The following is a 21,817-nucleotide window of genomic DNA, read 5'->3' as shown; positions in this document are numbered from 1 at the left end:
CCTCAACACGAGCTGGCAAAAGGCTCAGCTGTCCCCGGTCTCGTCCGGTCTTATAGGTGCGATTCGTCATGAGAAGAATCGTACATCGATCCAGAATCTAGCGAACAGAATTCTTGCCCAGTCTCTTGCGCTTTGCCCACCCTACTCAATCCCATGTGGCTCCCGCGCCCGAAACAGCAGGCACGCATCGCCGTACGAATAGAAGCGGTACCCGCTGGCAATGGCGTGCGCATAGGCCTGCTTCATCGTGTCGAGGCCGGAAAACGCCGACACCAGCATGAACAGCGTCGAGCGCGGCAGGTGGAAATTGGTCAGCAGGACATCGACCGCGCGAAAGCGGTAGCCGGGCGTGATGAAGATCGCGGTCTCGCCGGCAAAGGGCTGGATCGTGCCGTCTGCCTGCGCTGCGCTTTCCAGTAGCCGCAGCGAGGTGGTGCCGACCGCGACGATCCGCCCGCCTCTGGCGCGCGCCTCGTTGAGCTGGCACGCGGTCTCCGCCGGCACGGTGCCCCATTCCGCATGCATGCGGTGCTCGGCGGTGTCCTCAACCTTCACCGGCAGGAACGTCCCTGCCCCGACATGCAGGGTCACGCGGTTGATGCCGACGCCGCGCTGGCGCAGCGCCGCCTCCAGCGCCGGCGTAAAGTGCAGTCCTGCGGTCGGCGCCGCCACCGCGCCTTCGTTCGCCGCGAACATGGTCTGGTAGTCGGCAGCGTCCTGATCGTCCGGCATGCGTTTCGACGCGATATAAGGCGGCAGCGGCGTCGTGCCGATATCCGATATCGCCTGGTCCAGTGCCGGTCCATGGAAGGTGAATGACAGCGTCACCTCGCCTTCGGCGCCCTTGGCCTCGACTTCGGCGTCGAGATGGCCGAGCAGGCAGACCTTGCCTTCATTGCCGAAGCGGATGCGGTCGCCGCTGGCGAGCTTCTTCGCCGGCTTGACCAGCGCCTGCCAGCGCGAGCCGTCGAGCCGCTTGATCAGCGTCGCCTCGATCTTCGGCTCGGTCTCGCGCCCGATGCGGCGGCCCATCAGCTGCGCGGAGATCACCCTGGTGTCGTTCACGACGATCTGGTCGCACGCCTCCAGCCATTGCGGCAGCTCCGACACATGGCGGTCGCGCAGCACGCCATCGCCCTGCACGACGAGCATCCTGGCGGAATCGCGCGGTGTCGCCGGGCGCAGAGCAATGCGCTCGGCGGGAAGGTCGAAGTCGAAGAGGTCGGTGCGCATGCGCGTTGCTCAACAACGTCATTCCGGGGCGATGCGCAGCATCGAACCCGGAATCCAGAAGTTGCGGCGCGAGATTCCGGGTTCGCGCTGACGCGCGCCCCGGAATGACGGTCAGGCGTCCAGCGCCATCTTCGCCTTGACGATCTTGTCGGGATCGCGCACCGGCTCGCCGCGCTTGATCTTGTCGACGTTCTCCATGCCCTCGGTGACCTTGCCCCACACCGTGTACTGGCGGTTGAGGAAGGAGGCATCGTCGAAGCAGATGAAGAACTGGCTGTCGGCGGAATCCGGGCTTGCCGCGCGCGCCATCGAGGCGGTGCCGCGGACATGCGGCTCGGCGTTGAACTCGGCCTTCAGCTTCTTGCCGGAGCCGCCGGTGCCGGTGCCCTGCGGGCAGCCGGTCTGCGCCATGAAGCCGTCGATCACGCGGTGGAACACGATGCCGTCGTAGAAGCCTTCGCGCACCAGCTCCTTGATGCGCGCGACGTGGCCCGGCGCCAGATCCGGGCGCATCTCTATCTTCACGGGGCCCTGGGTGGTCTCGAGGATCAATGTGTTTTCGCTGTCAGCCATGTCGGTCTCTCTCGCGGGTTCGGGTGAAGCGTTGCGCCTGCAACGCCGCTCACTTGATGTCGGATGCGACCTGCACCTTCACCATCTTGTCGGGATCGGTCACCGCGCCGCTGCTCGAGCCGGCGGGCGCCTTCTTCAGCTTGTCGACGACGTCCATGCCCTGCACGACCTCGCCGATCACGGTGTATTGGCGGTTGAGGAAGGAAGCATCGGCAAAGCAGATGAAGAACTGCGCGTTGGCGCTGTCCACGCTGTCGCCGCGCCGGGCCATGCCGACCACGCCGCGCTTGAAGGGCGTTGCGGAGAACTCCTGTTTCAGCATCGGATATTTCGAGCCGCCGGTGCCGTTGAACTTCTCGCCGTCGCCGGTCTGCGCCATGAACCCGTCCATCACGCGGTGAAACGGCACGTTGTTGTAGAAGCCGTCGCGCGCGAGCTGCTTGATGCGCTCGGCATGTTTCGGCGCCAGATCGGCGCGCAGCGCGATGACGATGCGGCCCTTGGTCGAGTCGATCACGATCGCATTGGCCTTGTCGAGATTGGCCGGGAGCGGTTGCGCGAGCGCGGGAGCCACGGCGAACAGTGCGGCGATGAGGGCGAGGATTCGGATCATGAAGACTCCGCTGGCAGCAGATGAACGGTCAGGTCGCAGAACGGGTGTCAGCCGAATTTGGCTTTCAGGGCTTTGGCAACGGCCGATGGCACGAAGGCGGAGACGTCGCCGCCCATGCCGGCGATCTGGCGGACCAGTGTGGCGGTGATCGGGCGGACGGCGGGAGACGCCGGCACGAACACCGTGTGCACCTCCGGCGCCATCGTCTCGTTCATGCCCGCGATCTGCATCTCATAGTCGAGGTCGGTGCCGTCGCGCAGGCCCCGAATCATGATGGTGGCGCCGGCCTTCTGCGCCGCGGTCACCGTGAGATTGTCATAGGTCGAGCAGTCGAAGGCGCAAGCAGCCTTCCGGGCGATCGGTTCGAACACGGCCCGGACCATGTCCAGCCGTTCCTCGGTCGAAAACAGCGCTTTTTTGCCCGGATGCACCCCGATCGAGACAATCAGCCTGTCGCAGAGGGTGACCGCATGCCGGACCACGTCCAGATGGCCGTTGGTTACGGGATCGAAGGAGCCGGGATATAGCGCGATGCGGGGCATGGCCCCCCTCTAGCCTGCCCCGCCCCGGCCGGCAAGGTTCCCCGCCCCCCGGGCCTGTCAAACCACCATTTTGCCTCGGCCAATGAACCACTTGCCGCCCCCGCGCGTCTTTCGGGCAGGTAACCGAATGTTTCGTCCGGCTGGCCGGCACGAAACAAAACCGGCCCCGGACGAAACCATTTTCCGCATCGGAGAAGACGTCCCGAAACCGGCCTTGGTTACTCAGTGTCCGCAACAAAGGGGCCCGTTGGGGGGCCCATGACAGGGGACAGTCATGATCAAGGCAATTTCCGCGGTGGCCATTGCCGCCGTCATCGCCGCCGCGCTCACCGTTCTTCCCGGATTTGCCCCGAAAGTCGAAGCCAGCGTTCCCGTAGCCCTGGCAAAGGGCGATCGCCTCGACATCAAGCAGGTCGGCCGCGGTTGCTCGGAGCAGGCATGGCCGAACTTCGAAGCCTCGTGCCTGCGTTCCGTCGGGACAAAGAAGGTGGTGCGCGAAGCCCGCCTGGTGACCGCCGACCGCACCCCGTAATCGCACATCGTTGCCTAACTCCACCTCCACGTTGCTCTAAATCGAAAAGTCGAAGTCCCCGGGATGCCCCCCGGGGATTTTCGTTTTCCACCTGGCCTTCACCGCCCCACGCGCTCGCGCAAGCTCGGAAAGGCCAGAAGGCCGTTCCGTGCGGTGGCGTGCAGAGTCGTTTCGCCGGCATTGGAACCCGTCGGCCGGCCCGTCAGTTGAGGTCGGGAGGTTAACTCGGCTGAAACGGTCACATGAGCGCTGGCGTCAACATTCCCCTCGGCAATTTGCGCGCCGTCGTCATCCTGATTGTAGTCGCGTTTCATTCGGTACTTCCCTATCTCGCCTCGCAGCCGCAGCAACCCTTTGGCTTCGACGAGGCGCCCTATCGCTGGATCGCGTTTCCGCTTCTCGACCGCGAACGCTGGTTCGGATTCGACCTGTTCTGCGCCTGGCAGGACGTCAGCCTGATGTCGTTGATGTTTTTCCTGGGTGGCCTGTTTGTCCCGCAGAGCCTGCTTCGCAAGGGCAGCCGCGCCTATTTGGCCGACCGGTGGTGGCGGATTGGACTACCGTTCCTCCTCGCCGTCGCCCTGCTCAGCCCGCTGGCCTACTACGCGTCGTATCGTGTGACTGCGGCCGATCCCTCCTTCGCTGCGTTCTGGCAGCATTGGCGCGCGCTGCCGATGTGGCCGACGGGACCGCAATGGTTTCTCTGGCAGCTCCTCCTGTTCAGCGCGCTGGGGGCGGCACTGCACGCCGTTGCGCCGTCCTGGCCCGGCGCATTGGGGCGGCTGGTTGCCGCCTGCAACGAACGCCCGGTGCATTTCCTCGCGGCGCTGACGGCATTGTCGGCGCTCGGCTACGTTCCGCTGGCGATGGCTTTCGGGCCGTGGGAATGGACCTGGCTCGGTCCATTCGCCTTCCAGCTCAGCCGGCCGCTGCACTATCTCGTCTACTTCTTCGCCGGATTTGCCATCGGCAGCTACGGCATCGACCGCAGCGTGCTTCGCGCCGACGGTCCGGTCGCGCGCCGCTGGCGAACCTGGCTGGCGGCTGCCGTCGCCTGCTTTGCCGCATGGGGTGGATTGACTTCGCTGACATTGCCGGACTGGGAGGCCAGCCCGCTCGCCTTTCGCCTCGCCGCAGCTCTGGTTCTTCCCATCGCCTCCGCGACCGGCGTGCTCGCCTTCGTTGCGATCGCCCTGCGCTGGCTGCGCCCGCGCGAGCGCGCGCTCGACAGCCTTTCCGCCAATGCCTATGGCATCTACCTCGTGCACTACGTGTTCGTGCTGTGGCTGCAATATGCCCTGCTGGGCGCGGATCTGAACGCCTTCGGCAAGGCCGGACTCGTGTTCACGGGTGCGCTGGCATTGAGCTGGGCCTCGAGCGCAATGATCAGAACGGGCGTGAGCCTCTTCTTCCGCCGGCCTCCCGCGGTGCCGGCCAAGGCCCGCGCCCATCAACCGCGTTGACGGAGCTTTCATGTCGCTGGTGCTGACGCTGGCCTCGCGCAATCTCTTCCACGATCGGCTGCGCTTCGTCGCAACCCTGATCGGGATCGTGTTCTCCGTCGTGCTCGTGATGATCCAGATGGGCCTGTTCCTCGGCTTCGGGCGCATGGTGACGACCATGATCGACCACACCTCTGCCGATCTCTGGGTGCTGCCGAAGGGCGCGAAATGCTTCGAGGACCCCTCCCAGCTGAACACGGGCGCGCGCGACAAGGTCGCGTCCGTCGATGGCGTCGCATCGGTGGTCCCGCTCGTCATCGGCTTCTCGGACTGGCGTCTCGGTAGCGGCGAAGTCACGCCGGTCTTCGTCGTCGGCGCCGACCTGCGCGACAACACCTTGCAGCCCTGGAACGTGGTCGAAGGCGATGTCCGCAGCCTCTCCCAGGTCGGCGCCGTCGTCGTCGACCGCTCCTATTTCGACCGCCTTGGCATCTCCAGCGTCGGCGAAACGGCGGAGATCCGCGGCCGTCGCGTCAAGGTCGTCGCCCTCACCGACGGAATCCGCTCCTTCACCACGACACCTTACGTCTTCGTCGACCTCAGGAATGCGCGCCAGTACACCGGCACGTTTCCCGAGCGCGCCAGCAGCCTGGTCGTCCGCGTCAAATCGGATGCGGATCGCACATCGGTATTGGAGGCGGTAAAAGCGAAGGTGGGCGATGCGGAGGTGCTCACCTCGGCCGAATTTCGCGACCGCAGCCGCTCGTTCTGGCTGTTCGGCACCGGCGCGGGTGCGGCGCTGTTTGCCGGGGCCTTGCTCGGCGTGATCGTCGGGACCGTGATCGTGGCGCAAACGCTCTATTCCAGCACCAAGGATCACTTGAGCGAGTTCGCGACGCTGCGCGCCATGGGTTCGTCGAACGGTTACATCTACACGGTCATCATCTACCAGGCGCTGCTCAGCGCGGTGATCGGATTCATCATTGCAGCCGCGATTGGCTACGCCGTGGTCGATGTCACCGCGAAAAGCGCGCTGCCGATCGTGATCACTCCCTGGCTGATTGCCGCCCTGTTTGCATTGACGGTGGTCATGTGCGTGGCGTCGGCCATCGGGGCGATCGTCCGGGTGGTCCGCATCGATCCAGCCACGGTGTTCATGCGATGAGTGAGTTCATTGTCGAAGCAAAGGGGATCAGGAAAACGCTCGGTCGCGGCGCCGGCCAGGTACAGGCGCTGCGCGGAGTCGATCTGTCGCTGCGTCGGGGCGAGCTGACCTTGCTGATGGGCCCGTCCGGGAGCGGCAAGACGACCCTGCTGCTGGTTCTGGGCTGCATGCTGGCGCCGGATGCCGGCACCGCGACCATCGACGGCAACTCCATATCGCAGATCGACAAGGAAGGACTCGCCAGGATCCGCCGCGACCACATCGGTTTCGTGTTCCAGTCCTACCACCTGTTTCCGACGCTCACGGCGGCGCAGAACGTTCAACTTGCGCTGGATATCCGCGGCGAGCGCGGACGGCGCGCGGCGAAGAAGGCGCGCGAAGCCATGGCGATGGTCGGCCTGGTACGCAAGGCCAAAAGCCGGCCGGCAGAACTCAGCGGCGGTGAGCAGCAGAGAGTAGCGATCGCCCGGGCCTTTGTTGCCAATCCTTCCGTCATCCTTGCCGATGAGCCGACTGCGGCCCTCGATAGCGACAACGGCCGAATGATCCTGCGCATCCTCGCCGACGCCGCTCACGAGCGGGACAGGGCCGTCCTGGTGGTCACGCATGACCCCCGCATCCTCCCCTTTGCGGACCGCATCGTCGAGATCGACGACGGCCGGATCGTCGGCGAGCGGCGGGGCGGTCCCGAGCTCGCCCGCATGCCGAAGACGGCGGCATTCCCGTGAGGGCGCAGGGCCCGTCATGAGCCTGCGCGCCGAAATGCTGCGGCTCGGGCTTCGCATGCTCCTGAAACGGCGCCGCCGCGGGTTCGAGGTCGAGGCCTGGCGAGCCGGCATGCATCGCACCGCGCCCTTTGTGCCGCGCCCGCGCTCCGGCACGGACATCGCGATCGTTGAGGCTGGCGGCGTCACGATGCATCGGACCACCACGGCGGCCTCGCGGCCTGAATGCAACGTGCTTTACCTGCATGGCGGCGGCTACGTTTCGGGCGGGCCGGCCTTCTATCGCCACTTCACCTGGCGGATCGCCAACGCGGCGAAGGCGCGTGTGTGGGCGATCCAATACAGGCTGGCGCCCGAACATCCCTTTCCGGCCGCGCTGGACGACGCACTTTCGGCCTATCGATGGCTCGCGCAGGAGACGGGCGATACAAGCGGGCTGTTCATCATGGGAGATTCTGCCGGTGCGGGACTTGCGCTCTGCCTGTTGCTGAAACTGCGCGATTTGGGCGGCCCGCTCCCCGCCGCCGCGGTCGCCATGTCGCCCTGGACCGATCTGGCGCTAACCGGCCAATCGTTGACCGAGCATGCCGCAGCGGACCCGATGCTCAACGCAGGCGATCTTCCGGAGCTCGTGCGGTGCTACCTCGCCGGCGCCGATCCGCTCACTCCCTACGCGTCGCCGCTCTACGGCGATCCGTCCGGCCTGCCGCCCGTGCTGATCCAGTCCGGCAGCGACGAAATCCTCAGAGACGATGCCGTGCGAATGGCCGAGAAGCTGCAGCAGGCCAATCCGCTCAGCCGCATCGAGATCTGGCCGCGGATGCCGCACGCCTTTCAGCTGTTCGTTCCACTGCTGCCGGAGGCCCATGCCGCGATCGCGCAGATCGGTGCATTCATTGCCGGTGTCGGGGCGGAGGCGGCTGCAACTCCCCCTTCACGCATGGCGACGTAGCCTCATGCGCAGAGCCAGAGGCAAGGCAGAGCTTGCTCGGGCCCGCACGTTTCACTCTTATGGAGCGCGTATTCGACCAGGAGCGATTAATCCGTGGCCAGCAGCATGTTCGACAGCTTCCTCTATCGCGATGTCTTCACGACGCCGGCCATCCGGGCTGTATTTTCCGATGAAGCCCAGCTCGAGGCCTATGTGCAGGCCGAGGTCGCGCTGGCGCTGGCCCAGGGCGAGGTCGGCGTGATCCCGCGCGAGGCGGCAGACGCGATCGCCCGCAAGGCACCGGCGATCGCGCTCGACCGCGAGCAATTGAAGCGCGATACCGAAAACGTCGGCTATCCCATCGTCGGCCTGGTGCGCCAGCTGTCGGAACAGCTTGGCGAAGCCGGAAGATACGTACATTGGGGCGCGACGACCCAGGACATCATGGACACGGCGGCCGTGCTGCAATTGCGGGACGCAGTCGCACTGATTGAAGTCCAACTCGCCGAGGTCATGGCAGAGCTTGCGCGGCTTGCCCGCGTCTACCGCGATACGCCGATGGCCGGACGAACCCATCTTCAGCAAGCGCTGCCGATCACCTTCGGGCACAAGGCCGCGGTCTGGCTGTCGTCGCTGCAACGCTCCGCCGAACGGCTGGCGCAGGCCAAGCCGCGCGCACTACAGGCGCAGCTTGGGGGCGCGGCGGGAACGCTGGCTTCGCTTGCCGACCGCGGCCTGGATGTGCGCGCCGCCTATGCGCGCGTGCTCGGTCTTGCCGAACCCGATATCACCTGGCACGTCGCGCGCGACGGGCTGGTCGAGATGGTGCAGACGCTCGCCACCATCTGCGGCGCGCTCGGCAAGATCGGCTACGACGTCATGATCCTGATGGCGACCGAGATCGGCGAGGTGTTCGAGCCGTTCTCCTCACATCGCGGCGCATCCTCGACCATGCCGCAAAAGCGCAATCCGATCTCGTCGGAAATCCTGCTGGCGAACGCCAAGGCCTCCCGTGACGCCGCCTCCCTGATGCTCGACTGCATGGTTCAGGATCTCGAGCGCGCTACCGGGCCGTGGCACGGCGAATGGTTCGCCTTGCCCCAGGCATGCCTCCTGACGGCCGGCTCGCTTGCGCAGGCGCAGTTCATGCTTTCCGGTCTCATTGTTCAGCCCGAGGCGATGCAGCGAAACCTGAACTCGACGGGCGGACTGATCGTGGCCGAGGCCGTGATGATGGGGCTTGCGCCTGCGCTGGGACGCCAGGCTGCGCATGATGAAGTCTACGCCGCCTGCCGCGACGCGACCGCGCGAGGCCAAGCGCTGCTCGACGCCTTGCTGAAGCGGCCGACGATTGCGTCCGCCCTGCCGCGCGATCGGCTGGCCGCCCTCTGCAATCCCGCCAACTATCTCGGCACGGCCGGCGCGATGGTCGACCGGGTGCTTGCCCGCCAAGCCAAACGATAGAGAGTTAGACGAACGACGCGTGGCAAGTAGCGGATGGGACCGCCCCCCTTCGTCACTCCCTATTCGCCATTCGCCCCGTTGCCGTTCTCTTCCTCGCCGATGTGCTCGACCGAAACGACGTGCTCGTCGGCGGCGGTATCGAACACGATCACGCCCTGGGTGGAGCGGCCCGACATCACCCCTATGTCGGCCGTGAAACCACTTTCCCGCGCAAGAACGTGCCGGGCAGGTTGGTGTGGCGTGAAAAGGGTGTCGCCTTCCCGCAGCGAAATGCCGAGCGGTCGGTAGCGTCCTTCGGCGCGCCTACGCGGCAGGTGGTGGAGTTCGGGACGGAGATCGAAATTTGAAACTCTTGGCGCGAACTCAAGCTACTTTCCTAGCAATGATATGCCAATGACTGCAGTAAACACTTGCAGCGCATTAACAAATGCGATGGGCAGCGCAATTAACTTGTCCCTTCTCGAGAGGATGGTCTTTGGATCGGTGATCCCTACAACGTAAATGAACAAGCCGACCAGCATCGACAATATGAAAGGAGCCCAATGACTTGACAATATGGCCGGAAACATAATGCCAAGCGCTTGCCATACTAGAAGGACGGCAGCGGTCGCACCCGGAAACGTCAACAACGACCGCCCCGTAAGAAAGACGCCCTGTGTTTTTTCCGTCTCACTTTCGGCTGAAGTAAGTTCGGGTTCGCCAGGTAATCTGCCCTTCGTCACGGTCTTTACCGTGACCTTTACCGGCGAATTAAATAGCCACCGCAATTGCATTCGGACCTCCCATGTTGAATTGATTGCCAACTACAACGGCACAACACCAAAATGATCCAACACATGATGTATGGGATTAGCGAAACTCATCCGGCAATGGCTGGAGGCCGCGAATACCAATCCTACTGCCTCACTTCTTTCATTAACGACAAGCGCGCCTGAATCACCATCCGCCGAGAACGGGTTGCAGTCAGAGTCCCAAACAATGCCTAGCTGATTTTCAAATAACGCTTCGGTATTACCGAATCGCTGAATGAAGCTAGTAACATAGAGAAAATTTCCTTGGGTCTGCTTGGTCTTCCAACCAGACTTCCTAACTGGTCTGCGCTTAGCAACTGGCCCGCTTCCGGCGATGGAACCGAGTAGACGCAGTCCAGCAATTACGTCGCTGGGTGTTTTGGGCTTGACGAGAGCTGCGTCGATCCTATTCGGAATATATCCACCAAAACTGATCGGCGCATAGGATTCGACCGTCCCGATATCATCGGATGCCACACCGCCGTCCACGCTAGAGGGCTGCCAGACGTCACCAGAATATGAATTGCCGCTTATTAGGTCGCTAGTGGGAACCACTATGTGAGCACAGGTAAGAAGAAGCTGCGTATTAGCAGCGTCGCGTACCAGGCAACCAAACGTCCCACTTCGACCGCCGCGGCTTGCGCCCAGAGAGTCCCCACCTTGGGAGGGGCGTGAGCGTCCGGTCAGATCAATCGAATCAACGATGATCTCTCTAACGGTGAACTCTTGCGTAACGGAAAGATTTAACCGACTGATAGCCGCTTGACCAATGCCTTGAGCGCCTTCCTTTCGAATCAAGATAAGGATTTCGCCCGCCGCCTTTTCGTTCATCGACCAACCAACGCCGACTACTGGAGGAGGTTCCCCGTTGAAATCCTTAAACAACTCGGTGGATGTGTTGTAGAGAACACTGTCAGATCGCCTCGGATCGCGCGGTCCCCGCAACAACATCCAAGTAAGCATTCGATATACGTCGAGAACCGACGCCACGGCCATCTCCGCACTCTTTGCTGCCCTACAATAGGGCATCAGTCGCAAAAATACAATTTATAATAGAGTTGTTGCGGGCTGCCGGCTCGCATTTCCTCTACAGCACCAAAGCGAACCTAAAGTTGCCAATACACCAACTGCACTGGTCGGGTTGGGCGCTTGAAGAAGCGGGCCAGCCTTACGAGGTTCGCCTCGTTTCCTTCCGAGCGATGAAGGAGCCCGCGCATCTGGCGCTTCATCCGTTCGGCCAGATTCCGACCTATGAGGAAGGCGATCTCGCCCTGTTCGAGACTGGATCGATCATCTTCCATGTCGCCCAGCACCATGCAGGCTTGCTGCCGGACGACGCCAATGCGCGGGCGCGGGCGATCACATGGATGTTCGCCGCGGTCAACACGGTCGAGCGGCCGATCCTTGAACTTGAAACCGCCAGGCTGCTTGAGGGTGACAAACCGTGGAATAAGGAGCGCTTGCCTCTGGTCGCGGATCGCGTTCGCAACCGGCTGAAGCAACTTTCCGCCCGCCTGGGCGATGCCGACTGGCTCGATGGTGCGTTCAGCGCCGGCGATCTGATGATGGTGTCGGTGCTGCTCAGGTCAAAGTCATCCGGCATTCTGGACGAATACCCGAACCTGGCCGCCTATCTCGCCCGCGGCGAAGCGCGGCCTGCCTACAAACGGGCTTTCGCCGCTCAACTGGCGGTCAACATAGACAGTTAGACGTACAACGCGTGGCAAGTAGCGGATGGGACCAACCCCCTTCGCCACTCCCTATTCGCCATTCGCCCCGTTGCCGTTCTCTTCCTCGCCGATGTGCTCGACCGAAACGACGTGCTCGTCGGCGGCGGTATCGAACACGATCACGCCCTGGGTGGAGCGGCCGGCGATGCGGATGTCTTCGACCGGGCAGCGGATCAGCTGGCCCTTGTCGGTGACCAGCATGATCTGGTCGCTGTCCTCCACGGGGAACGAGGCCACCAGCTTGCCGTTGCGGTTGTTGACGCTCATGGCGACGATGCCTTTGCCGCCGCGCCCCGTGGTGCGGTACTCGTAGGACGAGGTGCGCTTGCCAAAGCCGTTGACGGAGACGGTGAGCACCACCTGCTCCGCCGCCGACATCTCGACATAGCGCTCCTGCGAAATCTGGGCGGCGTCGGAGCTCTCCTCGCTCTCGGTCTCGGCCGCCTCCTCCGCCCCGCCATCGCCCGCCATGGCGCGGCGCATTTTCAGGTAGGCCGTGCGCTCGTCCGAGCTCGTCTCGACATGGCGCAGGATCGCGAGCGAAATCAGCCTGTCGCCTTCCGCCAGCGCAATGCCGCGCACGCCCATCGAGGTGCGGCCGGTGAAGACGCGCACGTCGGTGACGGGGAAGCGGATGCACTGGCCGCCGGCGGCGGTGAGCAGCACGTCGTCGCGCTCGGTGCAGATCTGCACGTCGACGATGGACTCGCCGTCCTCCAACTTCATGGCGATGATGCCGGAGCGGCGCACGTCGACGAAATCCGACAGCTTGTTGCGGCGGACGGTGCCGCCTGTCGTGGCGAACATCACGTCGAGATTGCCCCAGGAGGATTCATCCTCCGGCAGCGGCATGATGGTGGTGATGCGCTCGCCCTGCTCCAGCGGCAGGATGTTGATCAGCGCCTTGCCGCGCCCGTTCGGCGCGGCCATAGGCAGTCGCCAGACCTTTTCCTTGTAGACCTGGCCGCGCGAGGAGAAGAACAGTACCGGGGTGTGCGTGGAAGCCACGAACAGCCGGCTGACGAAATCCTCGTCGCGGGTCTGCATGCCGGCGCGGCCCTTGCCGCCGCGGCGCTGCGCCCGGTAGGTCGACAGCGGCACCCGCTTGACGTAGCCGGCGTGCGAAACCGTGACGACCATGTCCTCGCGCTGGATCAGGTCCTCGTCCTCGACCTCGCCTTCCTGCTCGATGATCACGGTCTTGCGTGGGGTGGCGAACTCGGCCTTCACCTCGCTTAGCTCGGTCTTGACGATCGCCTGCACGCGGGCGCGCGAGCGCAGGATTTCCAGATAGTCGTTGATCTCCAGCTTGAGCTTCTCGAGTTCTTCGGAAATCTCGTCGCGGCCGAGCGCGGTCAGCCGCTGCAGGCGCAGATCGAGGATGGCCCTCGCCTGCTCCAGCGACAGGCGGATGGTGCCGTCGGCATTGATGCGGTGGCGGGGATCGTCGATCAGCGTGATCATCGCCTCGACGTCCTTTGCCGCCCAGTCCCGCTCCATCAGGCGGTCCCGCGCCGTGGCCGGATCGGGCGAGGTCCGGATCGCCTGGATGATCTCGTCGATATTCGCCACGGCGATCGCGAGACCGACCAGGATGTGGGCGCGGTCGCGCGCCTTGTTGAGAAGGAATTTTGTGCGGCGGGTGACGACCTGTTCGCGGAAGGCGATGAAGACTGTCAGCAAATCGCGCAGGTTCATCACCTGCGGCCGGCCGCCGTCCAGCGCCACCAGGTTGGCGCCAAAGCTGGTCTGCAGCGGCGTGAACCGGTAGAGCTGGTTCAGCACGACATCCGGCACCGCGTCGCGCTTCAGCTCGACCACGACGCGGAAACCGTCGCGATCGGATTCGTCGCGCAGATCGGCAATGCCCTCGATCTTCTTTTCCTTCACGAGCTCGGCGATGCGCTCCACCATGGTGGCCTTGTTCACCTGGTACGGGATTTCCGTGACGATAATCGCCTCGCGATCCCTGCGGATGGTGTCGATCGTCACCTTGCCGCGCATCACGATGGAGCCGCGGCCGAGATGATAGGCGGCGCGGATACCCTGGTGGCCGAGGATGATGCCGCCGGTCGGGAAATCCGGGCCCGGCATGATCTTGATGAGGTCGTCGACGCCGAGCGAGGGATTGTCGATCAGCGCGATGCAGGCATCGATGGTTTCGCCGAGATTATGCGGCGGGATGTTGGTGGCCATGCCGACGGCGATGCCGCCGGCGCCGTTGACCAGCAGGTTCGGAAATTTCGCCGGCAGGACCGACGGCTCCTTTTCCTGGCCGTCATAGTTCGGCTGGAAGTCGACCGTGTCCTTGTCGATGTCGTCGAGCAGGTGCTGCGCGATCTTGGTCAGGCGCGATTCCGTGTAGCGCATCGCTGCCGGCATATCGCCGTCGACCGAGCCGAAATTGCCCTGGCCGTCGATCAGCGGCACGCGCATGGAGAATTCCTGCGCCATGCGCACCAGGGCGTCGTAGACCGACTGGTCGCCGTGCGGATGGTACTTACCGATGACGTCGCCGACGGTGCGCGCGGACTTCCGGTAGGTCTTGTTCCACTCGAAACCGTTCTCGTGCATCGCATAGAGGATGCGCCGGTGCACGGGCTTCAGGCCGTCGCGCGCATCCGGCAGCGCACGCGCCACGATCACGCTCATGGCGTAATCGAGGTAGCTGCGCTTCATTTCGTCGAGGATGGATACGGGACGAATATCTGATGGCGCCGGCGGCTCGCCGGGCTTGTCATCTTCGGTATCGGACAAAGGGGATTCCGTCAGTTCAAGGCGTCAGAATCATATAGCCGATCCGGGGTCTTCAAGCCACCTTTTAAAGCGCTGCGACAGCGCTTTTTCCCCTTGTTCTTTCATAGACTTACGAGGGAGGTGGAGGCTCTGGAATCGGTGTCCGGAACCGGCATCTCCAAACCGCGGAATCAGGCCAGTTTTCAGGACCCGAAAACCACCGCATGCATGATCCGCCCGGGCATGAAAGTGAACAGCCCGGCGATGACGAGCGCGCCCGCAAACAGCCAGAGCATGGTGATCCTGTGCCGCCGCACATTGTGCCGCCGCGCCGCCATCACGGCGACGACCAGCATGATCGGCACCCAGATCGACAGCAGATGGATCGGGCTGAACGGGCCGACCAGGCGGATCTCGTGGATCCAGAGCGAGGAGATCGCGACCACGGCCATCAGCGCCACCCAGATCCAGCCGAGCGTCCGGTGCGGCAGCGTGCCCTTCGGAGCGGCGAGCTGTACTGCGCCGAGGGCAAAGGCCGCCATGGCCGCAAATGCGTGGACGGGAATCTGAGGCGCGGCGTCGAGCAGTGGCTTGAGGCTCATTGGGAGCTCCGGATCGGGTCGCGGGTCCTTTGGATGATTAGGGCCGAGTCTTAATGTAAATATCATTAACATCTGGCGCGGTCAAAGCGGTTCCGGACAGGAACCACCCTGCGGCTTCGGACGCGGATTACATCTGACTATGGGGCACAGCTGCGAAGTTGGATCAGGTGTCTACAAAGCGTAAACGCCTGTCGGCGCGAAGGGAAATTCCCACGCGCCTAACCAGCCGGTAATGCCTGGCAAGCGATCCCGTTCAGAACGGGATATCGTCGTTCATGTCGCTGTTGCGGCTGCCGCCGGCCGCCGCCACGCGACGCGGTGCCGGGCTGGAGCTGCCGAAGTCGCCGCTGCCCTCGTCGGCTCCATAGCCGCCGCCACCGCCGCCGCGGCCTTCGAGCATGGTCAGGGTCGAGTTGAAGCCCTGCAGCACGACCTCGGTGGAATACTTCTCCACCCCGCTCTGGTCGGTCCATTTGCGGGTCTGCAGCTGGCCCTCGATGTACACCTTGGCGCCCTTCTTCAGGTACTGCTCGGCGATCTTGCACAGTCCCTCGTTGAAGATCACCACGCGGTGCCACTCGGTCTTTTCCTTGCGCTCGCCGGTGGCCTTGTCGCGCCAGGTCTCCGAGGTCGCCACGCTCAGATTGGCGATCGGCCGCCCGTCCTGGGTGCGCCGGATTTCCGGGTCCTTGCCCAGATTGCCGACCAGGATCACCTTGTTCACACTTCCCGCCATCGCCGCTCTCCACGCTTCCCAATCACTGGCAAAATCACTGGTCGGACCGGGCCGGCATCGCATCTGCCCGCCGCGCCGTCCGCCGACCTATACGCTCAACGGCGCAGCTTTCCGTAAGCTCCAGCCTTGGGCGTCCCTGTTATCCACATATAGCACCGAAGCGGCCACTGTTCCAGTTTTGTTCCGCGCAGGTTTTTCCGGCCGCAACCGCGGCTCGCCCTCCGCGGCGGACCGGGAGAATTTCAAAGTAAATCATTAACTTGCCCCGCCGGCACTTCCTTCCCGAGTGTTGCATTTGGGAGACGGCATGGCGCGACGGAATCCTGTAAATTTTGCAGCGGATGGACTTGGCGCTCGCGCTGAAAAACCGCTTCGGGACCAACGGAAGCGGGACAATAAACCGGAGAGAGAAATGAAGAGGCTTCTGCTCGGCCTCGCCGGTGTGATCGCGCTGGCTGTGCCGGGTTATCCTGCGGATCTCCCCGCGCGTCCTTATGCGAAGGCGCCGGCGATGATCGCGGCTGTCTATGACTGGAGCGGCCTCTACATCGGCGCCAATGGCGGCTGGGGCTCCAGCAGCAAGTGCTGGGACAATGTCACGGCCGCGGGCGTATTCGTCGCAAGCGATGGCTGTCATGACGCGAGCGGCGGCGTTGCCGGCGGCCAGCTCGGCTACCGCTTCCAGAGCGGCGCCTTTGTGTTCGGTGTCGAAGGCCAGGGCAATTGGGCCGACCTTCGCGGCCGCAACGTCAGCCTGATTGCGCCCGGCGCCAGCAACGAGTCGCGCATCAACGCGTTCGGCTTGTTCACCGGCCAGATCGGCTACGCCGTCAACAACGTGCTGTTCTACGTCAAGGGCGGCGGCGCGGTGACCGACGACAGCTTCCGCAGCTTCGCCACCGGCACCAACGTCGTCGCCACCGACACCGTCGGCGACACCCGCTGGGGCGGCGTGGTCGGCGTCGGCCTCGAATACGGCTTCACCCCGAACTGGTCGGCCGCCATCCAGTACGACCACCTGTTCATGGGCAGCCGCACCTACACCTTCACCAACAACGGCGTGCTGGCGCCCGCGGGCACCACCTTCAACGAGCGCATCAAGCAGGACGTCGACCTCGTCACCGTCCGCGTCAACTATCGCTGGGGCGGCCCGGTCGTCGCAAAGTACTGAGCTTCGCCGCGCGAACTCGCTCGAAGGGCCGGCCTCGCGCCGGCCTTTTGTTTTGCGGGCGAGTTGCGTTCCCTGGCCGGAACGACCCGCCTGCTGACGTCCGGCGCAGACTTATGCTGCCGTCCGGCGCAGACTTCTGCTGCCGCCTGCCGCCATCGCCCAAACTATCCGTTGATGATTCGCGCGCGGCACTGGAAAATGCCGCGCGTTCTTCCTACGTTCCGGCGTGCCCCCTTCGTGCCCTCTTGGCGTCTGAGCCCGGCCCGCCCGGCGAAGCGCGCCTCACTGAACGCGCGCTTCATGCGCATCTGGGAATGCCTGATATGGATGAAGTGCTCCGCGCCAAACGCCAACAGAACGCGTCGTCCTCGCGCGCCATCACCATTCGCGGCGCGCGCGAGCACAATCTCAAGAACATCGACGTCGAGATCCCCCGCGACAGGCTGGTGGTGTTCACGGGCCTCTCCGGCTCGGGAAAATCCTCGCTCGCCTTCGACACCATCTATGCCGAGGGCCAGCGCCGCTACGTGGAGTCGCTGTCGGCCTACGCGCGCCAATTCCTCGAGATGATGCAGAAGCCGGATGTCGACCAGATCGACGGCCTGTCGCCGGCGATCTCGATCGAGCAGAAGACCACCTCGAAGAATCCGCGCTCCACCGTCGGCACCGTCACCGAGATCTACGACTATATGCGCCTGCTCTGGGCCCGCGTCGGCGTGCCCTATTCGCCGGCCACGGGCCTGCCGATCGAGAGCCAGGTGGTCTCGCAGATGGTCGACCGCGTGCTGGCGCTGCCGGAAGGCACCCGGCTCTATCTGCTGGCGCCGGTCGTGCGCGGCCGCAAGGGCGAGTACAAGAAGGAGCTCGCCGAATACCTCAAGAAGGGATTCCAGCGCGTCAAGATCGACGGCGCTTTCCATGAGCTCGCGAACGCGCCGACGCTCGACAAGAAATTCCCCCACGACATCGACGTCGTCGTCGACCGCATCGTGGTGCGCCCCGACATCGGCCAGCGCCTTGCGGAAAGTTTCGAGACCGCGCTGAAGCTCGCCGAGGGCCTCGCTGTCATCGAATACGCCGACGCGCCAGCAGCCGCCGCCGAAGACGGCAAGAAGAAGACCGCCAAAATCCACGACAAGAGCGGGCCCGAGCGCATCCTGTTCTCGGAAAAATTCGCCTGCCCCGTGTCGGGCTTCACCATCCCCGAGATTGAGCCGCGGCTGTTCTCCTTCAACAACCCATATGGCGCCTGCCCGGCATGCGGTGGCCTCGGCGTCGAGCAGCACATCGACGAGGACCTCGTCATCCCCGACAAGGAGATGACCTTGCGCAAGGGCGCCATCGCGCCCTGGGCGAAATCGTCCTCGCCCTATTATCTGCAAACGCTGACGGCGCTCGGCAAGCATTACAAGTTCACGCTGGACACGCCCTGGAAGGACCTGTCGAAAAAGGTACAGGCCGTGCTGCTGACCGGCTCCGGCGATGACGCCATCAAGTTCTCCTACGAGGACGGCGTCCGCTCCTACGATACCAAAAAACCGTTCGAGGGCGTGATCACCAATCTCGAGCGCCGCTACCGCGAGACCGAAAGCGAGTGGGCGCGCGAGGAGCTGGCAAAATATTTCTCCGACGTGCCCTGCGCCGGCTGCCGCGGCCACCGCCTCAAGCCGGAGGCGCTCTGCGTCAAGATCGGCGGCAAGCATATCGGCGAGATCGCCGAGCTCTCGGTCAAGCGCGCCGGCGAGTGGTTCGCCAGCGTGCCCGATGCGCTCAACGCCCAGCAGAACGAGATCGCGGGCCGCGTTCTCAAGGAGATCCGCGAGCGCCTGACCTTCCTGCTCGACGTCGGCCTCAACTACCTGACGCTGGCCCGCGCCTCCGGCACGCTGTCCGGCGGCGAGAGCCAGCGCATCCGGCTGGCCTCGCAGATCGGCTCAGGACTTACGGGCGTGCTCTATGTGCTGGACGAGCCGTCGATCGGCCTGCACCAGCGCGACAATGCGCGGCTCCTGGAGACGCTGAAGCGGCTGCGCGATCTCGGCAATACCGTGATCGTGGTCGAGCATGACGAGGACGCCATCCGCCTCGCCGACTACGTGCTCGACATCGGCCCCGGCGCCGGCATGCATGGCGGTCACATCGTCGCGCAGGGAACGCCCGCCGATATCATGCGCAATCCGAAGTCGCTGACCGGCAAATACCTCACCGGCGAGCTGGCGGTCGAGATTCCCGAGCGGCGGCCGCCGAACCATCGCCGCACCCTCAAGGTCGTCAATGCCCGCGGCAATAACCTCAAGAACGTCTCGGCGGAAATCCCGCTGGGGCTATTCACCTGCGTCACCGGCGTGTCCGGCGGCGGCAAGTCGACGCTCCTGATCGACACGCTCTACCGGGCGATTGCCCGCAAGCTGAACGGCGCCAGCGAAGGCGCCGCGCCGCACGACCGCATCGAGGGCTTGGAGCATATCGACAAGATCATCGACATCGACCAGTCCCCGATCGGCCGCACCCCGCGCTCCAACCCCGCCACCTATACCGGCGCCTTCACACCGATCCGCGAGTGGTTCGCCGGGCTCCCCGAAGCCAAGGCGCGCGGCTACGAGCCCGGCCGCTTCTCCTTCAACGTCAAAGGCGGGCGCTGCGAGGCTTGCCAGGGCGACGGCGTCATCAAGATCGAGATGCACTTCCTGCCCGACGTCTACGTCACCTGCGACACCTGCAAGGGCAAGCGCTACAACCGCGAGACGCTGGAGGTGCTGTTCAAGGGCAAGTCCATCGCCGACGTGCTCGACATGACCGTGGAAGAGGCCGCCGAATTCTTCAAGGCCGTGCCGCGCGTGCGCGATACGTTTCAGACCCTGCACCGCGTCGGCCTCGACTACATCCATGTCGGCCAGCAGGCGACCACGCTGTCGGGCGGCGAAGCCCAGCGCGTCAAGCTCGCCAAGGAATTGTCAAAGCGCGCCACCGGCCGCACGCTCTACATCCTGGACGAGCCGACCACCGGTCTGCACTTCCACGACGTCAAGAAGCTCTTGGAAGTGCTGCACGAGCTGGTCGCCCAGGGCAACACGGTGGTGGTGATCGAGCACAATCTCGAAGTCATCAAGACCGCCGACTGGGTCATCGACCTCGGCCCCGAAGGCGGCGACGGCGGCGGCGAGATCGTCGCCTGGGGCCCGCCGGAGGACATCGTGAAAGCGCCGCGGAGCTACACGGGCAAGTTTCTGGCCCCGGTGCTGAAGAAGGCGGATGGCAAGCCGAGGAAGGCGAGCGGAGCCAGCGAGGCGGCGGAGTAGCGGCCGGCTTGAAAGCCGCTGACTGTTTGAAACGGAAGAAGCGATGACCCGCAAATCGAAGGAGTTGATCCACGAGGGGAAGTACGCCGCCGAAGTGCCGATCGATCTGATCGAGGATGAAACCGCGTGGTCACCCTATCTCTCGCCCGAAGACGCTGCCAAACTCGACGCTGTACGGCTGGCCTTGCGCCGTGGCGATGTGGTCGAGGCCGCCAAGTACGGCCGCATCTTCAAACTGACTCCCGTGGCGGCGGAGTAGCGGCTTGAATGACGCGATGGAGCAAGACAGCCCGAGATGAATCCTCGTCAATCAGCCGTTGGTTGCGTGATCATATCGGCGGAGTTGCGCAAGATGACCCCCCTCCAAAAGCTACCACCGTTTTTGCCTAAGGTAATTGCCGATATCAAAGCCCGCTGCGCGTGTAACCGGGTGGTGCGCCCTGATCTTTGGGTGTTTCACGAAGAGCCATTTGGTCCTATCATTCCCAATGGGCAAGATGGATCGAAAGGAGCTTGGGTCCAGCAGACAATTAAGGTGACTTGCAAATGCGAGCGCGAAATCTCCTTCAACCTCAACCCAGTAACACCGAAGTATCCTTTTTTCTTGTATGGGGACGAGGCGAACCGAATTTCCGGTCAGTATGCAATTGATTGCTATTCTCTTTTGGGAGGGACCAGTGGACCTATAAAGGATATGTCTGCCGAGCTTATGGAAGAGAAGAAGCGGCTTCTTCCTGATCTTGACCCCTCGAAATGGATCGTGCACTGCACAAAGCTATTGAACGGTCGGGAAAGACAGAAGTCGCCGATATTTGAGAATCTCAGTCGCGAAGACGTGCAGACCTTTATTGAGCGCTGTGCTGCAATTATCAAAACGAACAAATACGCGTTCGTGGCGGCCGTGTTTGGCTTTCGAAAGAAACATTCCGACCCTAAGCAAGACGGCATCTCAGAAAAGCAGGCAAGGGAGACCATGCATACTGCGTTATTGTCGCAGTCGATTTTTCAATTGACGGCCCAGGGGCTCATCCCGCGAATTTATCTCGATGCTACTAAACCGGTCAGAAACCTGCCTCACATCGAGGGATGGTCGCGTGACACCTTTCTTGGTTCGAGGCACTACTTGGCTTATGAGTATTTGTCACATGGCAACAACATAGCAGCGCCTGAATTTCTCAAGCCAGGCAGCCACTCATTGTCTGAACTCGTTGACATCCATGCATTCCACCTCGCGCGAAGTCTACTCAAGCGGCACAACAAAGAACAGCCTGAGGTGCCCATGAACAAATTCGGACCATGCACGTATATTGCGATGGTCAGGGGCGACTACATTGATGTCCAACAGGCGGATGAAGTGCCCGCAAGATTTATCCCACTGTAGAGTCCCGCCGCAGGGCCGTAGGGCCGTAGGGCGGATTAGTCTTACTGCGTCATGGGCGTCGGCGTCCATTTGATGCTGCGATGGCGCCGCAGCAAGGACATCGCGGCAAGGTTTTGATGAGCTCTCGGATCAGACGCACGCGCATGGTTGC

General features: G+C 63.5%; 20 protein-coding genes and 1 pseudogene. 12 read left to right on the top strand and 9 right to left on the bottom strand.

The genetic code is table 11. The features are described from left to right. Positions 1-141: 141 nt before the first annotated feature. The 4 genes from queA to coaD all read right to left on the bottom strand — a co-directional run bounded on the left by queA (position 142) and on the right by coaD (position 2,961). Positions 142-1,233, bottom strand: a complete 1,092-nt coding sequence (gene queA, locus ACT4OC_RS28220) for a tRNA preQ1(34) S-adenosylmethionine ribosyltransferase-isomerase QueA (protein WP_444842337.1) — start codon at positions 1,231-1,233, stop codon at positions 142-144. Positions 1,234-1,344: 111 nt separating this feature from the next. Beyond that, complete coding sequence (locus ACT4OC_RS28215; RefSeq protein ID WP_444842336.1) at positions 1,345-1,806, bottom strand: peptidylprolyl isomerase; 462 nt, start codon at positions 1,804-1,806, stop codon at positions 1,345-1,347. Between the two features lie 49 nt (positions 1,807-1,855). After that, positions 1,856-2,419 carry a peptidylprolyl isomerase gene (locus ACT4OC_RS28210; RefSeq protein ID WP_444842335.1) on the bottom strand — a complete coding sequence of 188 codons (564 nt, stop codon included), beginning with the start codon at positions 2,417-2,419 and terminating at the stop codon, positions 1,856-1,858. Positions 2,420-2,466: 47 nt separating this feature from the next. Next, the gene (coaD, locus tag ACT4OC_RS28205) at positions 2,467-2,961 is read right to left on the bottom strand and encodes a pantetheine-phosphate adenylyltransferase (protein ID WP_444842334.1); all 495 of its coding nucleotides are present in this window, start codon (positions 2,959-2,961) and stop codon (positions 2,467-2,469) included. 274 nt (positions 2,962-3,235) lie between these two features. On the opposite strand from coaD, the gene ACT4OC_RS28200 reads away from it, so the two are divergent. From ACT4OC_RS28200 to ACT4OC_RS28170, 7 genes and pseudogenes are all read left to right on the top strand, one after another. Beyond that, on the top strand, positions 3,236-3,493 hold the full coding sequence (locus tag ACT4OC_RS28200) for a hypothetical protein (protein ID WP_444842333.1): 258 nt from the start codon (positions 3,236-3,238) through the stop codon (positions 3,491-3,493). Between the two features lie 242 nt (positions 3,494-3,735). Further along, positions 3,736-4,956 (top strand): acyltransferase family protein, encoded by a 1,221-nt coding sequence (locus ACT4OC_RS28195; protein WP_444842332.1) that lies wholly within the window; start codon positions 3,736-3,738, stop codon positions 4,954-4,956. A gap of 10 nt (positions 4,957-4,966) precedes the next feature. Further along, positions 4,967-6,100 (top strand): ABC transporter permease, encoded by a 1,134-nt coding sequence (locus tag ACT4OC_RS28190; RefSeq protein ID WP_444842331.1) that lies wholly within the window; start codon positions 4,967-4,969, stop codon positions 6,098-6,100. Beyond that, a complete protein-coding gene (locus ACT4OC_RS28185; protein ID WP_444842330.1) occupies positions 6,097-6,828 on the top strand; it encodes an ABC transporter ATP-binding protein in 732 nt (243 codons plus the stop codon). Before ACT4OC_RS28190 ends, ACT4OC_RS28185 begins: the two co-directional genes overlap by 4 nt. A 16-nt stretch (positions 6,829-6,844) precedes the next feature. Further along, on the top strand, positions 6,845-7,777 hold the full coding sequence (locus ACT4OC_RS28180; RefSeq protein WP_444842329.1) for an alpha/beta hydrolase: 933 nt from the start codon (positions 6,845-6,847) through the stop codon (positions 7,775-7,777). Between the two features lie 105 nt (positions 7,778-7,882). Next, positions 7,883-9,220: a 3-carboxy-cis,cis-muconate cycloisomerase gene (gene pcaB / locus ACT4OC_RS28175; protein WP_444842339.1), complete on the top strand. Its 1,338-nt coding sequence runs from the start codon at positions 7,883-7,885 to the stop codon at positions 9,218-9,220. A 182-nt stretch (positions 9,221-9,402) separates the two neighbouring features. Next, positions 9,403-9,567: pseudogene (locus tag ACT4OC_RS28170) on the top strand (KUP/HAK/KT family potassium transporter); the annotation flags it as partial. Between the two features lie 21 nt (positions 9,568-9,588). Here the strand turns inward: ACT4OC_RS28170 and ACT4OC_RS28165 are convergent. Next, complete coding sequence (locus ACT4OC_RS28165) at positions 9,589-9,993, bottom strand: hypothetical protein (protein WP_444842328.1); 405 nt, start codon at positions 9,991-9,993, stop codon at positions 9,589-9,591. 30 nt (positions 9,994-10,023) lie between these two features. Then, positions 10,024-11,001 carry a hypothetical protein gene (locus tag ACT4OC_RS28160; protein ID WP_444842327.1) on the bottom strand — a complete coding sequence of 326 codons (978 nt, stop codon included), beginning with the start codon at positions 10,999-11,001 and terminating at the stop codon, positions 10,024-10,026. A gap of 122 nt (positions 11,002-11,123) precedes the next feature. Here ACT4OC_RS28160 and ACT4OC_RS28155 point away from each other — a divergent pair, with 122 nt between their 5' ends. After that, positions 11,124-11,720: a glutathione S-transferase family protein gene (locus ACT4OC_RS28155; protein ID WP_444842338.1), complete on the top strand. Its 597-nt coding sequence runs from the start codon at positions 11,124-11,126 to the stop codon at positions 11,718-11,720. 51 nt (positions 11,721-11,771) lie between these two features. Here ACT4OC_RS28155 and gyrA read toward each other — a convergent pair whose 3' ends face one another. The 3 genes from gyrA to ACT4OC_RS28140 form a co-directional block, all read right to left on the bottom strand. Further along, complete coding sequence (gene gyrA / locus ACT4OC_RS28150; protein WP_444842326.1) at positions 11,772-14,498, bottom strand: DNA gyrase subunit A; 2,727 nt, start codon at positions 14,496-14,498, stop codon at positions 11,772-11,774. 182 nt (positions 14,499-14,680) lie between these two features. Beyond that, a complete protein-coding gene (locus ACT4OC_RS28145; RefSeq protein ID WP_444842325.1) occupies positions 14,681-15,079 on the bottom strand; it encodes a DUF2306 domain-containing protein in 399 nt (132 codons plus the stop codon). Between the two features lie 253 nt (positions 15,080-15,332). Beyond that, on the bottom strand, positions 15,333-15,815 hold the full coding sequence (locus ACT4OC_RS28140; protein ID WP_444842324.1) for a single-stranded DNA-binding protein: 483 nt from the start codon (positions 15,813-15,815) through the stop codon (positions 15,333-15,335). Positions 15,816-16,227: 412 nt separating this feature from the next. Between ACT4OC_RS28140 and ACT4OC_RS28135 the strand changes: the two genes are divergently transcribed. From ACT4OC_RS28135 to ACT4OC_RS28120, 4 genes are all read left to right on the top strand, one after another. Beyond that, on the top strand, positions 16,228-16,986 hold the full coding sequence (locus ACT4OC_RS28135; protein ID WP_444842323.1) for an outer membrane protein: 759 nt from the start codon (positions 16,228-16,230) through the stop codon (positions 16,984-16,986). A 323-nt stretch (positions 16,987-17,309) separates the two neighbouring features. Beyond that, a complete protein-coding gene (gene uvrA, locus ACT4OC_RS28130) occupies positions 17,310-20,285 on the top strand; it encodes an excinuclease ABC subunit UvrA (RefSeq protein WP_444842322.1) in 2,976 nt (991 codons plus the stop codon). Between the two features lie 43 nt (positions 20,286-20,328). Beyond that, complete coding sequence (locus ACT4OC_RS28125) at positions 20,329-20,544, top strand: hypothetical protein (protein ID WP_444842321.1); 216 nt, start codon at positions 20,329-20,331, stop codon at positions 20,542-20,544. A gap of 93 nt (positions 20,545-20,637) precedes the next feature. Continuing rightward, entirely contained in the window at positions 20,638-21,666 is a 1,029-nt protein-coding gene (locus tag ACT4OC_RS28120) for a hypothetical protein (protein WP_444842320.1), read from the top strand. The last annotated feature ends 151 nt before the right edge of the window (positions 21,667-21,817 follow it).

It is taken from the genome of Bradyrhizobium sp. (assembly GCF_052389815.1).
In the GTDB taxonomy this organism is placed as follows: domain Bacteria; phylum Pseudomonadota; class Alphaproteobacteria; order Rhizobiales; family Xanthobacteraceae; genus Bradyrhizobium.
This window is presented reverse-complemented; position numbering and strand designations above follow the sequence as displayed.

What these genes read in the sequence shown, in the direction of transcription:
- coaD (WP_444842334.1), bottom strand. Translation starts at nt 2,961, where the DNA reads ATGCCCCGCATCGCGCTATATCCCGGCTCCTTCGATCCCGTAACCAAC.
- ACT4OC_RS28190 (WP_444842331.1), top strand. Translation starts at nt 4,967, where the DNA reads ATGTCGCTGGTGCTGACGCTGGCCTCGCGCAATCTCTTCCACGATCGG.
- uvrA (WP_444842322.1), top strand. Translation starts at nt 17,310, where the DNA reads ATGGATGAAGTGCTCCGCGCCAAACGCCAACAGAACGCGTCGTCCTCG.
- ACT4OC_RS28195 (WP_444842332.1), top strand. Translation starts at nt 3,736, where the DNA reads ATGAGCGCTGGCGTCAACATTCCCCTCGGCAATTTGCGCGCCGTCGTC.
- ACT4OC_RS28200 (WP_444842333.1), top strand. Translation starts at nt 3,236, where the DNA reads ATGATCAAGGCAATTTCCGCGGTGGCCATTGCCGCCGTCATCGCCGCC.
- queA (WP_444842337.1), bottom strand. Translation starts at nt 1,233, where the DNA reads ATGCGCACCGACCTCTTCGACTTCGACCTTCCCGCCGAGCGCATTGCT.
- ACT4OC_RS28185 (WP_444842330.1), top strand. Translation starts at nt 6,097, where the DNA reads ATGAGTGAGTTCATTGTCGAAGCAAAGGGGATCAGGAAAACGCTCGGT.
- ACT4OC_RS28180 (WP_444842329.1), top strand. Translation starts at nt 6,845, where the DNA reads ATGAGCCTGCGCGCCGAAATGCTGCGGCTCGGGCTTCGCATGCTCCTG.
- ACT4OC_RS28145 (WP_444842325.1), bottom strand. Translation starts at nt 15,079, where the DNA reads ATGAGCCTCAAGCCACTGCTCGACGCCGCGCCTCAGATTCCCGTCCAC.
- pcaB (WP_444842339.1), top strand. Translation starts at nt 7,883, where the DNA reads ATGTTCGACAGCTTCCTCTATCGCGATGTCTTCACGACGCCGGCCATC.
- ACT4OC_RS28120 (WP_444842320.1), top strand. Translation starts at nt 20,638, where the DNA reads ATGACCCCCCTCCAAAAGCTACCACCGTTTTTGCCTAAGGTAATTGCC.
- ACT4OC_RS28135 (WP_444842323.1), top strand. Translation starts at nt 16,228, where the DNA reads ATGAAGAGGCTTCTGCTCGGCCTCGCCGGTGTGATCGCGCTGGCTGTG.
- ACT4OC_RS28140 (WP_444842324.1), bottom strand. Translation starts at nt 15,815, where the DNA reads ATGGCGGGAAGTGTGAACAAGGTGATCCTGGTCGGCAATCTGGGCAAG.
- ACT4OC_RS28210 (WP_444842335.1), bottom strand. Translation starts at nt 2,419, where the DNA reads ATGATCCGAATCCTCGCCCTCATCGCCGCACTGTTCGCCGTGGCTCCC.
- ACT4OC_RS28215 (WP_444842336.1), bottom strand. Translation starts at nt 1,806, where the DNA reads ATGGCTGACAGCGAAAACACATTGATCCTCGAGACCACCCAGGGCCCC.
- ACT4OC_RS28125 (WP_444842321.1), top strand. Translation starts at nt 20,329, where the DNA reads ATGACCCGCAAATCGAAGGAGTTGATCCACGAGGGGAAGTACGCCGCC.
- ACT4OC_RS28165 (WP_444842328.1), bottom strand. Translation starts at nt 9,993, where the DNA reads ATGCAATTGCGGTGGCTATTTAATTCGCCGGTAAAGGTCACGGTAAAG.